The organism is Micromonospora sp. NPDC093244 (assembly GCF_040683695.1).
Classification (GTDB): Bacteria; Actinomycetota; Actinomycetes; order Mycobacteriales; family Micromonosporaceae; genus Micromonospora.
On sequence record NZ_JBFBEO010000002.1, the window covers coordinates 1,338,971 to 1,353,842 of the forward strand.

General features: G+C 71.2%; 12 protein-coding genes. 7 read left to right on the forward strand and 5 right to left on the reverse strand.

Annotated features, from left to right (window positions below; all coding sequences use genetic code 11):
• Positions 1-187: 187 nt before the first annotated feature.
• The 4 genes from argS to AB0N27_RS16495 all read left to right on the forward strand — a co-directional run bounded on the left by argS (position 188) and on the right by AB0N27_RS16495 (position 6,535).
• Positions 188-1,906: an arginine--tRNA ligase gene (gene argS, locus AB0N27_RS16480; RefSeq protein ID WP_364369527.1), complete on the forward strand. Its 1,719-nt coding sequence runs from the start codon at positions 188-190 to the stop codon at positions 1,904-1,906.
• A gap of 108 nt (positions 1,907-2,014) precedes the next feature.
• A complete protein-coding gene (locus AB0N27_RS16485) occupies positions 2,015-2,785 on the forward strand; it encodes an IclR family transcriptional regulator (RefSeq protein ID WP_364369530.1) in 771 nt (256 codons plus the stop codon).
• Between the two features lie 280 nt (positions 2,786-3,065).
• Positions 3,066-4,502, forward strand: coding sequence for an extracellular solute-binding protein (locus AB0N27_RS16490; protein WP_364369534.1), 1,437 nt, complete (start codon positions 3,066-3,068; stop codon positions 4,500-4,502).
• Positions 4,499-6,535 carry an ABC transporter permease subunit gene (locus AB0N27_RS16495; RefSeq protein ID WP_364369537.1) on the forward strand — a complete coding sequence of 679 codons (2,037 nt, stop codon included), beginning with the start codon at positions 4,499-4,501 and terminating at the stop codon, positions 6,533-6,535. Before AB0N27_RS16490 ends, AB0N27_RS16495 begins: the two co-directional genes overlap by 4 nt.
• On the opposite strand, the gene AB0N27_RS16500 is transcribed toward AB0N27_RS16495, so the two are convergent.
• The gene (locus AB0N27_RS16500; RefSeq protein WP_364369540.1) at positions 6,536-7,495 is read right to left on the reverse strand and encodes a transcriptional regulator; all 960 of its coding nucleotides are present in this window, start codon (positions 7,493-7,495) and stop codon (positions 6,536-6,538) included.
• A gap of 107 nt (positions 7,496-7,602) precedes the next feature.
• Between AB0N27_RS16500 and AB0N27_RS16505 the strand changes: the two genes are divergently transcribed.
• Positions 7,603-8,064 (forward strand): VOC family protein, encoded by a 462-nt coding sequence (locus tag AB0N27_RS16505; RefSeq protein WP_364369543.1) that lies wholly within the window; start codon positions 7,603-7,605, stop codon positions 8,062-8,064.
• 120 nt (positions 8,065-8,184) lie between these two features.
• On the opposite strand, the gene AB0N27_RS16510 is transcribed toward AB0N27_RS16505, so the two are convergent.
• Positions 8,185-9,345 carry a low temperature requirement protein A gene (locus AB0N27_RS16510; RefSeq protein ID WP_364369545.1) on the reverse strand — a complete coding sequence of 387 codons (1,161 nt, stop codon included), beginning with the start codon at positions 9,343-9,345 and terminating at the stop codon, positions 8,185-8,187.
• A gap of 76 nt (positions 9,346-9,421) precedes the next feature.
• The gene (locus AB0N27_RS16515; RefSeq protein WP_364369548.1) at positions 9,422-10,210 is read right to left on the reverse strand and encodes an SAM-dependent methyltransferase; all 789 of its coding nucleotides are present in this window, start codon (positions 10,208-10,210) and stop codon (positions 9,422-9,424) included.
• Positions 10,211-10,355: 145 nt separating this feature from the next.
• On the opposite strand from AB0N27_RS16515, the gene AB0N27_RS16520 reads away from it, so the two are divergent.
• Entirely contained in the window at positions 10,356-10,820 is a 465-nt protein-coding gene (locus AB0N27_RS16520) for a hypothetical protein (RefSeq protein WP_364369551.1), read from the forward strand.
• Between the two features lie 17 nt (positions 10,821-10,837).
• On the opposite strand, the gene AB0N27_RS16525 is transcribed toward AB0N27_RS16520, so the two are convergent.
• Positions 10,838-13,192 carry a glycosyl hydrolase family 65 protein gene (locus AB0N27_RS16525; protein ID WP_364370778.1) on the reverse strand — a complete coding sequence of 785 codons (2,355 nt, stop codon included), beginning with the start codon at positions 13,190-13,192 and terminating at the stop codon, positions 10,838-10,840.
• A 215-nt stretch (positions 13,193-13,407) separates the two neighbouring features.
• Here AB0N27_RS16525 and AB0N27_RS16530 point away from each other — a divergent pair, with 215 nt between their 5' ends.
• Complete coding sequence (locus tag AB0N27_RS16530; protein WP_364369554.1) at positions 13,408-14,037, forward strand: phosphatase PAP2 family protein; 630 nt, start codon at positions 13,408-13,410, stop codon at positions 14,035-14,037.
• Positions 14,038-14,053: 16 nt separating this feature from the next.
• On the opposite strand, the gene AB0N27_RS16535 is transcribed toward AB0N27_RS16530, so the two are convergent.
• Positions 14,054-14,800 (reverse strand): A24 family peptidase, encoded by a 747-nt coding sequence (locus AB0N27_RS16535; protein ID WP_364369557.1) that lies wholly within the window; start codon positions 14,798-14,800, stop codon positions 14,054-14,056.
• Positions 14,801-14,872 lie beyond the last annotated feature (72 nt).

Consider the following 14,872-nt stretch of genomic DNA (forward strand, 5'->3'; position numbering starts at 1 on the left):
CCGACGGCGTCCCCCGACGTCCTGTTCGGCGCGCTGCGACGCCGGCGGTCCTGCGACCGCCCGCGCTGAGCATCCCTCACCTGCGACCGGCGGATCGAGCCGCCGGTCATCACCGATCGTCCTCGGTCCGCCCGCATCCCCTTCCGGTGATCCGCGAGCGGCGGATCCGAGCGAGATCGGCGTACCCATGGATCTGGAAGAACTGCTTACCGACCGGCTGGCGCCGGCGTTCGCGACGGTGGCCGGCGTACCGGTGAACCCGGTCGTGCGGCGGTCCGGGCGCGCGGACTTCCAGTCCGACGCGGCGCTCGCGCTGGCCCGGCGGCTCGGCCGGCCGCCGCGCGACATCGCCGCCGAGGTGCTGGGGTACGCCGAGCTTTCCGACCTGTGCAGCGTCGCCGAGGTGTCCGGGCCGGGCTTTCTCAACCTGACAGTCGCCGACGCGGCCCTGGCCGGGCTGGTGTCGGCGCTCGCCGCCGACCCCCGGTTGGGTGTGCCGGTGGCCGCCGAGCCGGAGACCGTGGTCATCGACTACTCGGCGCCGAACGTGGCGAAGGAGATGCACGTCGGCCATCTGCGCTCGACGGTGATCGGCGACGCGGCGGCCCGGCTGCTGGAGTGGCTGGGGCACCGGGTCCTGCGGGCCAATCACCTGGGCGACTGGGGCACCCCGTTCGGGATGCTGATCGAGCACCTGGTCGACCTGGGTGAGGTGGAGGCCGCGCAGGAGCTGTCCGTCGGTGACCTGGATTCGTTCTACAAGGCGGCCCGGTCGGCGTTCGACGCCGACGAGGCGTTCCGCGAGCGGTCCCGGCGGCGGGTGGTGGCCCTGCAGGGCGGCGACGAGGTGACGCTGCGGCTGTGGCGGCTGCTGGTGGAGCAGTCCGAGCGGTACTTCATGACCGTGTACGACAGGCTCGACGTCACCCTCACCGAGGGAGACTTCTACGGCGAGAGCAGCTACAACGACAGGCTCGCCCCGGTGGTCGACGACCTGGGTCGGCTCGGACTGCTGCGGGAGAGCGACGGCGCGTCCTGTGTGTTCCCACCCGGCTCGGTGGGGCGGGACGGCGAGCCGCTGCCGTTGATCGTGCGCAAGTCCGACGGCGGGTACGGCTACCCGGCGACCGACCTGGCGGCGATCCGGCACCGCACCGGCACGCTCGGCGCGACGCGGCTGCTCTACGTGGTCGGGCTGCCGCAACGGCGGCACTTCGAGATGGTGTACGCCGTCGCCGCGCAGGCCGGCTGGCTGTCCCCGCCGGCCCGGGCCGAGCATGTCGGATTCGGCTCGATCCTCGGGGCGGACGGGCGGATGCTGCGCAGCCGGGCCGGCGGGTCGGTGAAGCTGGTCGGCCTGCTGGAGGAGGCCATCTCCCGGGCGACCACGCTGACCCGGGAGCGGAACCCGGAGCTGGACGAGGCGGAGGCGGCCGAGGTGGGCCGGGCGGTAGGCATCGGCGCCATCAAGTACGCCGACCTGTCCAGTGACCGGCACCGGGACTACGTGCTCGACTGGGAACGGATGCTGTCCCTGGACGGCAACACGGCGCCCTACCTCCAGTACGCGTACTCCCGGATCCGGTCCATCTTCCGGCGGGCCGGCGTGGCGGCCCGGCCGGACGCGGCCGTCTCGCTGGTCGAGCCGGCGGAGCGGGCGCTCGCCTTCGAGCTTGTCGGCTTCGGCCGCGTGGTCGGCGAGGTGGCGGAGAACCTGGAGTTCCATCACCTCGCCGGGTACCTGTACCGGCTGGCCGCGGCGTTCAGCGCGTTCTACGAACGGTGTCCGGTGCTGCGCGCCGACGAACCGGTCCGGGACAGCCGGCTGGTGCTCTGCGACCTGACCGCCCGGGTGCTCCGGCAGGGCCTGCACCTGCTGGGCATCCGGACCCCCGAACGCATGTGATCGGAAGTCCGCAGCCTGGCGCCGACGGCCGACGTAGCTATCCTCTTCAGGTGCTGGTCCGTGTGGAGATCATTGACACGGGTCCGGCACTGCGAAGGGACTTTCGACATGCCCCGTGTGGTACCGGCGGTCATCCGCGCGCTCGACGTCCTCGAACTGTTCCTGGACTGCCCCCAACTGTCGGCCCGCCAGGTGATGGAGCGGCTCGACCTGCCGCGCACCACAGTCCACGAGCTGCTGGTCACGCTCGAGGCGCGCTCGTACCTGATCTCCGTGCCGGGCCAGCCGGTGCAGTACCGGCTCGGCATGCCGCTGTTCCAGTTGGGCGCGGCGTTCGCGGGTCGGCTTGATCTGGTACGCGAGGCGCAGGGCGTCGCGCGGGACGTGGCTGCCAAGTGCGACGAGGCAGTTCATGTGGCGGTGCTCGACGGCGCCGATGTCATCTACCTCGTCAAGTTCGACAGCACTCACCCGGTCCGGATGGTTTCCGGGGTCGGGCTGCGGCTGCCGGCCCACTGCACAGCGGTGGGCAAGGTGCTGTTGTCGGCCCTCGACCAGCCGGCCCTTGATGCCGTCCTGTCGAAGGGTCCGCTGCCGGGCATGACGCCGGACAGCATCACCGACCCGGACCTTCTCCGCGAGCATCTGGACCGGGTCCGGGCGGAGGGCGTGGCGGTCGACGTCGGCGAGTCCGACAGCGCGATGCGCTGCGTCGCCGCGGCGATCCGGGACCATTCCGGCGCCGTCATCGCCGCGATGAGCCTGTCCGCGCCGATCATTCGCTGGACGCCTCAAGTGCAGGTGGAGTGGACCGGGCTGGTTCGCGAGGGCGCGGCCGCGCTGTCGGCTCGCATGGGCTACCGGGCTCAGCCTCGATAGCCTCCCGTTTTCTTTCGAAATAAAATCGAAACATTGACACCTCTTGCGTAGGTGCTCTAGCGTCGCGTCCACTTGAAACGGTATTTCGAACTTCGTTCGAAATTTCGAACGAAGAGGGGCCTGCCGATGCCACCGCGGCAACCCCACCAACTCCACTGACGGACACGCCAACCCGCTGGTCACAGGGGGCGACGTGTCCGTCGCCGTCGACGTGGTGACACGCGTTTTCGCCGAGTGCGCCTCCAGGTGCGCAGCGGTGCAGGGGAGATGAAGGAGGCGAATGTCCATGAAGGACAAGTCGGGGTGGTCTCGGCGCGGCGTGCTGGGGATGGGCGTGGGAGTCCTCGGCGCGGCCGGTCTGGCCGCGTGTGGAGGCGAATCCGAATCGCCGACCAGGGTGCAGGCGGAAGTCCCGCAGGAGCTGATCGACGCTGCCGCGGCGATGAAGGGCTCCTCGATGGGGATGCTGTCGCAGAAGCTGTACTCGACGGCGGCGAACGACGCCCTGGACAGCTCGATCAAGAAGTTCGCCGACACCACCGGCACGAAGATCGAGAACAGCCTCGTCCAGGCCGACGCGGGTGACGTGGTGGCCAAGATCGACGCCGAGGTCAAGGGCGGGGTGGCCCGTGACCTGGCGTTCATGACCGACTCACGGTTCGTCGCGCAGTTCCAGGCACTCGGCGACCTGGAGGACGTGACGGACGTCGTCCAGGCGCTGACCGCCAAGTACGGCGAGCCCTGCGCCGAGGCCAAGAACTTCTGCGTCTTCGACGGCAAGTGGTTCGCGATCCCGTACCACTTCATCGGGATCGGGTCGTTCCTGCGCAAGGACTGGATGAAGGACAAGGGCATCACCCCCAAGGACATCTACAGCTGGGAAGAGCTGCGGGACGTCTGCCTGGAGATCTCCGATCCGGCCAAGCGCCGGTTCGGCTGGGGCATGACGATCAACCGGTCCGGTGATGCCAACGGCATGATCGAGGCGCTGATCAACGCGTACGGCGGGTCGATCGCCTCCAACGACGGCCGGAAGGTCACCTTCGACTCCCCGGAGACGGTGCAGGCGGTTACCTTCCTGGGCGACATCTACACGAATTCGAAGTACAAGCGGATGCTGCCGCCGGGGATCGCGAGCTGGACCGACACCAGCAACAACGAGAACTGGCTCGCCGGGATCCTGGGCTACACCCGCAACCAGTTCAGCGTGTACGCGGACTCCCGGACCAAGAAGAACCCGGTGCACGAGAACACCCACGTGTTCTCCGACTGCATCGGACCGGCGACGAACAATCCCCTGCTGCTCGGCCAGTCCCAGGGCTTCGTGGTCTTCAAGGGCGCCAAGAACCCGGCGCTCGCCAAGCTCCTGGCGCAGTACCTGGTGACCGCGCCCGCGCTGCTCGGCGTGGCGAAGGAGGCACCCGGCCTGGTGATGCCCGCCTGGGAGAAGGTCTGGGACGCGGACCCGTTCTTCACCAGCGGCGACCCGGCGTTCCCCATGCTGCGTAAGATCACCGAACTTCAACTGCCGCTGAACACGAAGAACGGCCTGACCTTCCCGCAGAAGGCAAGCGCCGGCCAGCAGGCCGTCGGCTCGGCGTACGTGCTCACCGACATGATGCAGCAGGTCGTGCAGGGCACCGCGCCCGCGCAGGCCGTGAAGGCGGCCCACACCAAGATGGTGCAGATCTTCAACCAGCAGGGGCTGCCGCAGTGAGCTCGGTCCGTCCCGCGCGGGTCCCGACGGCGGCGAGGAAGACGCCGCCGTCGGGGCCCGGCTCCCTCACGGCGACCCAGCGGCGACTGGGTCGTGACTGGCGGCTGGCCGCGCTGTTCCTGGCACCGATGGCCGTGCTTGTCGGCGGCCTCGTTCTCGTGCCGATCGCCCGGTCGATCATCACCAGCACCACCGAACGGCACGGGCAGGAGTCCGTGTTCGTCGGCGCGGACAACTACCTCGCCCTCATCGGCGACGACCAGTTCCACACGGGCGTGGTGAACTCGTTCGTCTTCACCGCGTACGCCGAGATCTTCAAGGTGGTGCTCGGGCTGGCCGCGGCCCTGCTGCTGCACCACCGACGCCGTGGGCGGGCGGTGCTTGCGGGTCTGCTGCTGGTGCCGTGGGTGGTGCCGACGGTGGTGACGGCGTTCAGCTGGCGCGCGCTTCTCGACCCGATCTTCGGCAGCGTCAACACCCTGCTCACCTCCACCGGGATCGGCCCGCTGCTTGTCGACCTGCACCTGGTGGACAGTTGGCCGGCGGGCTGGCTGTCCGACCCGGAGCTGGCCATGCCGTCGGTGATCCTCGTGAACGTCTGGAAGGGCGTGCCGTTCTTCACCGTGTGTTTCCTCGCCGGGTTGAAGGCCATCCCGACGGACCTCTACGAGGCGGCGACCATCGACGGCGCCTCGTCCTGGCAGCGGTTCGCGAATGTGACGCTGCCCGGCCTCCGCCACGTGATCACCGTGACGGTGACCCTGTCGTCGATCTGGACGTTCAACAACTTCGACCTCGTCTGGTTGCTCACGCAGGGCGGCCCGGGCGACGTGACCGCGCCGTACGTGCTTGTCGCGTACTCGAAGGCGATTCTGCAGTTGCAGTACGGCGCCGGCGCGGCGGTCACTCTCGTCATGCTGCCGGTCATCGGCGGGCTGGTGTTCGTCCTGGTCCGGCTGCTGCGCCAGGATTCGGGGGCGAGACTCCCCCGGGCACGCCGAGCGGCGCGGTGGGTCGGAACGCGGTGGGCCCCGACGGCGCGCAGAGCGCTGCCGTGGGTCATCACCGCCGTGGTCACCGGTCTGCTGTTCTGGGCGTCGCCCCAAATCTTCTGGAAGGCGGCCGTCGTCCTCGGGGTGATCCTGCTGGTCGCGGCGGCGGTCGGCCGGGTGGTCTCGGCCCTGAACTCCCGGGGCGGTCGCCGGTCGTCGTCAGTGGTGTCGGGCCTGGGGTCCTGGGTGGCGCTGGCAGGCTTGCTCTTCTTCGTGCTGGGCCCGCTGTACTGGATCGCCGTCACGGCCTTCAAGTCCGAGGGCCAGGTCGTCATGCGCACCGACGACCTGTGGCCGACCCCGTGGACCATGGAGCAGTTCAGCGCGCTGTTCGCCAACCAGCCCTTCGGCCGCTGGTACCTCAACACCATCCTGGTGTCCGCCGCGTCCACAGCCGTGGCGCTCGTCTGCGCCGCCCTCGCGGGCTACGCGCTGGCCAGGCTGCGGTTCCGCGGGGCACAGGGCTTCACCGTCACCGTGCTGCTCACCTACGTGATGCCTGGCGCGCTGCTGTTCATCCCGCTGTACCAGATGCTCATCGGCGCACGACTCACCGACTCGCTGTGGTCCCTGGTGGTGACGTACCCGACCTTCACGCTCCCCTTCGCCACGTGGCTGCTCGTGGGCTACTTCTCGTCGATCCCCGTCGAGCTGGAGGAGGCCGCGCTCGTCGACGGCTGCACCCGCCTCCAGGCGTTCGGCCGGGTGGTGCTGCCGCTGGCCAAGCCGGGGCTGCTGGCGGTCGCCCTCTTCACGTTGACCAACGCCTGGAACGAGTTCCTCTTCGCCTTCGTGTTCATCACGAAGGACGAGTACAAGACGCTCCCCGTCGGGATGCAGTCGATGATCGCCGGTGACGTCGTACCGCAGGGCCAGCTCGCCGCGGCGTCGCTGCTCGTCAGCATCCCGGTGGTCATCATGTACGCCCTCGGTCAGCGCTTCCTGACCGAAGGCCTCACCGCCGGCGCGGTGAAGGGCTGATCAGCTTGCCACGGCCCTGGCGAATCGGCGGCCGAGGTGCGCGAAGGCGTCGGTCAGCTCGCTGGGACCGACGACGTCGATGTCGGCGTCGTATCGGGCGAGCGTGGCCGCGAGGCTGGGCCAGGACCAGGAGCCGAGGGTGAGCCGGCAACGGCCGGGGCCGGCCTCCTCGATGATGCCGTCGCGGGTGTAGAGGGCGACCGTGGCGGCGGGCAGATCGAGGATCACCGTGCCCCGGCAGGGCCACCCGCCCCCGGCGTCCGCGCCCCGGAACGTGCCGACGAGGTAGCTGGCGACGTCCGCGCCGGGGAGTTCGCGGGGGACGAAGCGGGGCCCGTTGGGGGTACGCAGGGTCATCCGGTCGACGCGGAAGGTCCGCCAGTCGGCGCGGTCGAGATCCCAGGCGATGAGGTACCAGCGTCCGTCCCAGGTGACGACGTGGTGCGGTTCGACGCGGCGCGCGGGCCCGTCGGCGGAGCCGTAGTCGAAGCGCAGCACCTCGTGGGCGTGGACCGCCGCGCCGAGTGCGAGCAGCAGTTCACCGTCGACAGGTGCGGTCGGTCGGGCGCTCGGCCGCTCGACGCTCGTGACGTGCAGGGCTTCGACGCGGTTACGGAGCCGGGTGGGCATGACCTGATGGACTGTGTTCAGCGCCCGGGCCGCGGCGTCGGCGAGGCCTCCGGAGGTGGTGGCCGCCACCTGGAGGGCGACGGTCAGGGCGACGGCCTGCTCGTCGTCGAACAGCAGCGGTGGTAGTTCGGTGCCGGCGCCCAGCCGGTAGCCGCCGTCCGGGCCCTTGACCGCCACGATCGGATAGCCGAGCTCGCGCAACCTGTCGATGTCGCGGCGGACGGTCCGCAGGCTGATGTCGAGTCGGTCGGCCAGCAGCGTGCCGGGCCAGTCCCGCCGGGCCTGCAACAACGACAGCAGGGCCAGCAGTCGGGCGGACGTCTTCGGCATGGATCCGATTCTCCCCGCAGTAGGTGCCACACCCTGGCACCTACCCCTGCGAATGTTGGTCTCGCGCCGGACAGCACCGGCCGCCCCTCGAATGACGGAGACCTGACATGGCGATCACCACCACGACCCACCTGAACTTCCGCGGCGACGCACGGCGGGCGCTCGAGTTCTACCAGTCGGTGTTCGGCGGCGACCTGACGGTCGTCGCGTACGGAGACTTCGGAATGCCGAAGGAACTGCCCGACGCCGACAAGGTCGTCTTCGGCCAGGTCACCGCCGAGAACGGCTTCCGCATCATGGCGTACGACGCACCCAGTCAGTCGCCAGCCCCGATCGCGCCGACCGCCACCACCCGCGTCGACGGCATGACGGTCACCGGCGAGCGGTTCTTCGTCGCGGTCGGCGGCGACACCACCGAGGAGATCGAGGCGCTGTGGGACGGGCTCGCGGACGGCGCCGAGATCATCGAGGCGTACGCGCCGTCGCAGTTCTCCACAGGCTTCGGGATGCTCACCGACCGCTTCGGTGTCACCTGGATCCTCCAGGTCAACGCCACCCGGGCCGGCTGACCGTCGGCGGCACGCCTCACGGTGCGAGGTGCTTCTCGAACCAGTGGTGGGCGTAGCGCTGGGTGAACCAGCCAAGGTAGCACTCCGGGCGAAACGCAACCCGAACAGCGATTTCACCCTTCATCCCGGTCGTTGCTGGCGGTAGCGCATGACGCCGGCCCGGTCCAGGACGACCACCACGAGCGCCACACCTGTGGCGATCGCGCTGACCGCCAGCAGCGGCGGCCGCAGGGCGACCGCCGCGCCGGACAGCACGAACAGGGCGGCCACCCGGGGCCACGAGATCCGCCTGTGGATCGCCACCGAGAACAGGATCCGTCCGACGAGGAACAGCGTCGGCCCGCCCAGGATGGCCAGGACAGCCGCCGTGTCGCCGGCCTGGGTGGGGTGGGCGATGCTCAGTTCCGCCCCGACCGCGGTGACCACCAGGCCGGCGACCATCACCAGGTGCAGGTATCCGGTGATGACGCCCAGCCGGGCCGGGTCGGCGTGCTCGATGGCCGGGGCCAGGCGCAGGCCGGCGGGCGTCACGTAGAGCAGCCCGATGAGCACGGCGGTGGCGAAGACCAGCAGGAACGCGGCGGTCTCCGGCAGATCCAGACGCGTGTCGGCGTACGAGAGGCCGGCGACCAGGACGAGCTCACCGAGCGCGATGATCATGATCTGCTGGTACCGCTCCGCGAAGTGCTCGCCGGCGAGGTGCAGTTCCTCCGACGCGGCGCGACCCAGGCGGGGCGTCGGCCAGCCGAGTCGCGGGCCGATCACATCGATCGCGAGCGCGAGCACCCACAGCGGCACCCGCCAGTCCGGCAGGAACGCCCCGGCCAGCCACGGCACCCCGGACAGGCTGTACCAGGTCATGATCCGCAGCGCCCGGCGCTGCCGTGGATGCCCGCGCAGCGCGACGACTGTGACCATGCTGCGGCCGACGTGCAGCACCACGTACGCGCCGGCGAACAGCAGGCCCCGGTCCCCCAGCGCCTGCGGGATCGCCACCCCGGCCAGCAGACTGGCAAGCGCGGCGGCGATCAGGAGCCCGCGGACCGCCGGGCTCTCCGGGTCGTACCAGTCGGCGAACCAGGTGGTCGTCACCCAGATCCACCAGACCCCGGTCAGCAGCAGGGCGGTCCGCAGCGCGCCACCCGGCGTGAGGTCGTGCAGCAGATGCTCGGCGAGCTGGCTGAGGGCCAGGACGAACGCCAGGTCGAAGAAGAGCTCCAGGAACGAGGCGCTGAGCGGCGCACCGCTTCCCCGCAGCAGCCGCTCGGGCTTGCTCGCCATCGGCGCTCCTCCCGGTGGCACGCACGCCCTGCGTCCGTCGTACCACCCGGAGGAGGCCTCCCGAGGCGAAAGAGGATCAGCGGCGGACGCCGACCCCCGCGTAGCCGTGCGAGTCGATCAGTTCCGGTTCCCCGTCCGGCCGCCACCTGGTGGTCTCCACGAGACCCGGTTCGACCAGGTCGTACCCGGTGAAGAAGCGCAGCGTCTCGGCGTGCGTGCGCGGCACCAACGGCGCGCTGCTGTTGCGGTAGATGGCCTGCCCGCGCTCGGCCAACTCCGCCGGGATGCCGTCCAACGTCAGGTGCGACAGCACCAGATGACTGCCCGGCGCCGTGGAGTCGCGCAGCCGGGCGACAGCCGCCCACGGGTCGTCGGCGTCCGACACGAAGTGCAGCACCGCGAGGAGCAGCACCGCCACCGGCCGGTCCAGGTCGAGCGTGCCCCGCACGTCCGGGTGCGCGAGCAGGTCGTCGGGCCGCCGCAGGTCACCCTGGACGACTGCCGTGCCTGGCACGTCCGTCAACAACTCCCGGGCGTACGTGACGGCCACCTCGTCGTAGTCGACGTAGACGACCCGCGCGCCCGGCGCCACCGTACGCACCACCTCGTGCACGGTGCCCTGGGTGGGCAGGCCGGCGCCGATGTCCAGGAACTGGCGTACGCCCTGCGCTGCGGCGTACCGGACGGCCCGACGCAGGAAGTGCCTGTTGGTCTGGGCGGCCACCCCGGTCTCCGGGAAGATCTCCAGCACCCGTTCGGCGGCGGCCCGGTCGGCGGCGAAGTTGTGGCTGCCGCCGAGGAAGTAGTCGTACATCCGGGCGACGTTGGGTCGGGCGGTGGCGTCGGCTGCCGGCTGGTCGGTCACGAGGGGTCCCTTCGACGGCACGGTCGGATCTCGATGTCTAGCACCCGGGGCGACGACCCGCCGCCCCCTCGTGTCGTTGATCCGGCTGCACCCATGGTCATCGCAGACCACGGTGGGGGCACCCACTCAACGAGGAGGGACGCCGATGACAGCTCAACGGGAAACCGTGCATGTCGACAACGACCTGTTCCGTGCCGTGTACGACTCGCCCGGTTCGCTGCCCGGCCGGCACCGGTGGACCACCCCCGAGTCGGACGTCCGGCGGTTGGAGAAGCTGCTCGGCATGCCGCCGCGCAGCATCGGCGCCCCGCTCTGGGTCAGCGGCGACGACCCGGACTGCCCCAGGTGCGGCAGGCGGATCACCTGGTACGACATCGTCTCGTCGGCGCTCTCCGGCCTGCACGACAAAGCCATGATCGCGACGGTCATCCTGGGCGAACGCAAGTACGTCAACACCGAGGTCCCCGATGCCATCGCCGGGGTGCGCTGCTCCGACTGTCACATCGCCATCGACGGGCTGCGCAGCTTCAAGTGCCACAACTGGGCGTACGCCTTCGAGGCGCTGGAGGCCGTCCGCGAGCGGATGGCGGGTGGCCCGGCGCCCGCCTGAGCGGGCGCCGGGTGACCTCAGTCGGACGAACGGCGGGTGGGGCGCCGACCGGGCGGGGAGGGCGGCTCGGGGCCGGGGTCCGGCACCTGCGGCATCGGGCGGGTGACCGGCGCGGCGCCTGTCACCACCACCGACTCGCCGTGGTGCCACAGCTCGACCTCGACGTCTCCGGTGGCGTCGGGCAGCTCGTAGCGGGCCTCGGTCGGAGTCAGCGTGACCCGCAGCCGGTCGCCGCGCCAGCGCAGGTTGAACGCCAGCCGGTCGAGCCGCCCGGGCAGCCGGGGGTCGAAGGAGAGCACCCCACGGTCGTCGCGCATCCCACCGAAGCCCTGCACCAGCGCCAGCCAGGCACCGGCCAGCGACGCCAGGTGCAGGCCGTCGGCGGTCTTGTCACCCAGGTCCTCCAGATCCTGGAGAACCGACTCGGCGAACAGGTCGTACGCGAGATCGAGGTGCCCGACCTCGGCGGCGAGCACCGCCTGCGGCGCGGCCGACAGGGACGAGTCGCGGACGGTCCGGGCCTCGTAGTAGGCCAGGTTGCGGGCCTTCTCGTCGGCAGTGAACTCACCCGGGTTGAGCTGCATGGCGAGCACCAGGTCGGCCTGCTTGACCACCTGTTTGCGGTACAGCTCCAGGTACGGGTAATGCAGCAGGAGCGGGTAGTCGTCCTCGTCGGTGGCCGCGAAGTCCCACTCCGGCTGCTCGGTGAACCCGGCGGCCTGCTGGTGCACCCGGCGCTCGCTGTCGTACGGGATGAACATCGCGTCGGCGGCGGCCCGCCAGCCGGCCACCTCGTCGGGGCCCACGCCGAGCCGGCCGGCCAGCTCGGGTAGGCGTTCGGCGGCGTCCGCCGCGCCACGCAGATTCCGCCGCGCCATCAGGTTGGTGAACAGGTTGTCGTCCACCAGGGCGGCGTACTCGTCCGGGCCGGTCACCCCGTGCAGGTGAAAGGCGCCCGAGTCGGACCAGTGGCCGAAGCCGTGCCACAACCGGGCGGTCTCCACGAGCAGTTCCAGCCCCGCCTCGGCGAGGAACCGCTCGTCGTCGGTGGCCGCCAGATAGCGCAGCACCGCGTCGGCGATGTCGGCGTTGACGTGCAGCGCCGCGGTGCCCGCCGGCCAGTAGCCCGAGCACTCCCGGCCGCCGATGGTCCGCCACGGGAACGTCGCCCCGGTCAGCCGCAGCTCGGCGGCCCGCTCCCGGGCCTGCGGCAGGTGGGCGTGCCGCCAGCTCAACGCCGAGCGGGCCACCGCGGGGGCCAGATAGGTGAGCACCGGCAGGACGTACGTCTCGGTGTCCCAGAGCACGTGCCCGTCGTAGCCGTTGCCTGTCAACCCCTTGGCCGAGATGGTCCGGTCCCCGTCCGGGCGGCCCGCCTGGATCAGGTGGAACATCGCGAACCGGACCGCCTGCTGGAGTTCCGGATCGCCGTCGAGCTGCACGTCGGCGACCTGCCAGGCGGCGTCCAGGGCGGCACGCTGGTCGGCGAGCAGAGCGTCGAAGCCGTCCGCGCGGGCCGCGTCGGCCTCGGCGATGACCAGGTCGGCCAGCTCGTCGACGGGCGTCCCGTCGACTGGCGTGCACTCGTACGCGGCGAACTTCGTCAACCGCAGCCGCTCCCCCGGGTGCAGCCGGCCCGCCACCGTCACCCGTACGCGGTCCGGGGTGCCGTCGCCGCTGACGGTCACCGTGTCCGGCGCGTCCAGCAGGTGGCTGACCGCCACCGCGACCCGCTGACCGCTGCGCTCGGTACGGTGCACGAGCACCCCGTCGAGCCCGTCCGCGCGGTACGCCTCACCGGTCAGCGGATCGGTGAGCGTCGAGGCGGCACGCGGGTCGTCGGAACTCTCCGGCACCCTCTCGTTGGCCAGCAGGTCCGAGCAGACCCGCAGCTCGACGGGCGCGTCCAGCGGCTCGACCTCGTACCGGACGGCTGCCACCGGACGGCGGGGCAGGGACACCAGCCGGGTGCTGCGCACGAGTACCCGCCGCCCGGCCGGCGAGACCCACTCGGTTTCCCGGCGCAGCACACCCGCCCGCAGGTCGAGCACCCGGTCGTGGACGCGCACCGTCCCGGTCCGCAGGTCCAGCGGCTCGTCGTCGACCCACAGCCGGATCAGCGCGGCATTCGGCGCGCTGATGACGGTGTCGCTGGCCTGGGGAAACGCGTACCCCTCCTCGGGGTAGCTCAGCTCACGCCGCTCGTGGAAGCCGTTGACGTAGCTGCCCGGCATCCCACACGGCGTGCCCTCGTCGAGGACACCACGCCAGCCGACCCACCCGTTGCCCAGCGCGAAGATCGACTCGGTCTCGCCGAGCCGGTCGAGGTCCGCCACCGTACGCCGGATCCGCCAGGTCTCGTCTCCCACCATGTCGGCGGCGAGAGATGGTTGACCTGTGGTCGAACTGGTGTGCACAAAGCCTCCTGGTGATGCCGACGTCCCCGACCAGCCAAGCAGAAACGCCTGAGTGGTTGCTGGACGAAGGTCGTGGGGCCGACCTGACCTTCGTCCGCAGCGGTGCCCTGTGCCGCGTTCCTACGATGTCCCCCGGGTGAACGGGGTATGAACATTGAGTGAGGTGATGCATGGTCGACAACGGCAGCACGGACGTGCCCGAGATCAGCGCCGAGTGGTACCGCGACGTCGTCGACGCCGCCGCCGGCAGCCCCGACCCGTTGCGGTGGTTCGTGGGGCACGCCACCGAAGGGGTGATCCTGCTCCTCGGCGCGCTACTGGTCGTGGCCGCGCTGAGCCGCCTGTCCGGCGGCCCCCGCGACCGCGCACTCGCCCTGGTCTCGCCGCTGCCGACCCTCCTGGCGTACGCGGGCAGCGAATGGCTCAAGACCGTGGTGGACGAGGACCGGCCGTGCCGGAACCTCGGCCGGGCGATCATCGCTGGTGCCTGTCCACCACCGGGAGACTGGTCTTTCCCCAGCAACCACGCCACCATCGCCGGCGCCCTGGCGGTCACCACGCTGCTGCTCTCCCGCCAGCTCGGCCTGTTCGCGCTGCCGCTGGCCGCGCTGGCCGCGTTCTCCCGGGTCTTCGTGGGCGTGCACTACCCCCACGACGTCGCCGCGGGTGTGCTGCTCGGCGCCCTGGTCGCCGCAGTGCTGACCCCGCTGCTGGCCCGAGCGACGGCCGAGGCGCTCCGCCGCCGCGCCGACCGCGCCACCCGCCCGAGCCCCAAGCTGGCGAGCCGCTCCCGCCCCTGACCGCCGGAGGCCGGGGTCAGGTCGCCAGGAGCAGGGTTGCCGTCGTGCCCAGCAGCAGGAACGGGCCGAACGGGAGATGGCTGCTCCAGCGGGCCCGTCGGGCCGCCAGCAGTCCGACGCTTACCAGCGCGGACAGGGCGAACGCGAGCAGGATCCCGAGCAGCAGCACCGGCCAGCCGTACCAGCCGAGCAACGCTCCCACGCTGAGGGCCAGCTTGGCGTCGCCCAGCCCGAAGCCGCGGCGGCCGAGCAGCAGCGTGCTGGTGGCGAAGAGCAGCGCCAGCACCGTACCGGCGGTGACGGCACGCAGCCACGGACCGGGGGCGGCGTCGCCGAGTGCGGCCAGGCCGAGCAGCAGCCAGGTCCCGGTGGCCGCCGGCAGCGTGAGCCGGTCCGGCAGACGGTGGACGGCCAGGTCGACGATGACCGCCGGGATGGTCCAGCCGAGCCACCAGGCAAGCGCCGAGAGCGGTCCGATCGGCGGCCCCACCAGCACCAGCAGCACGACAGCACCGAGCGCGGTCAGCTCGACGGTGCCCGGTGGCGGGCCGACCCTCGCCCGGCAGCGGCCGCACCGGCCGGCCGGGCCGAGCGCCGGCCACGGCCGGGTCAGGCCGATCGCCGCGCCGCAGGCGTCGCAGCCGGCCCGGTCGGCGGTGCCCGGCGGTACGGCGTACCGCAGGGCGGCCAGCCGCAGCAACGGGCTCACCGTCACGATCGCGAGCACGGCCGCGAGTTGGTCGTGACCCGGGCCGCGCCGCACCGGTCGTGGGCGACTCTCGCGCCGACCGGTCGGGTCCGGCTGCCCGGGAACGGACGTCGGAGGGCCGGTCAG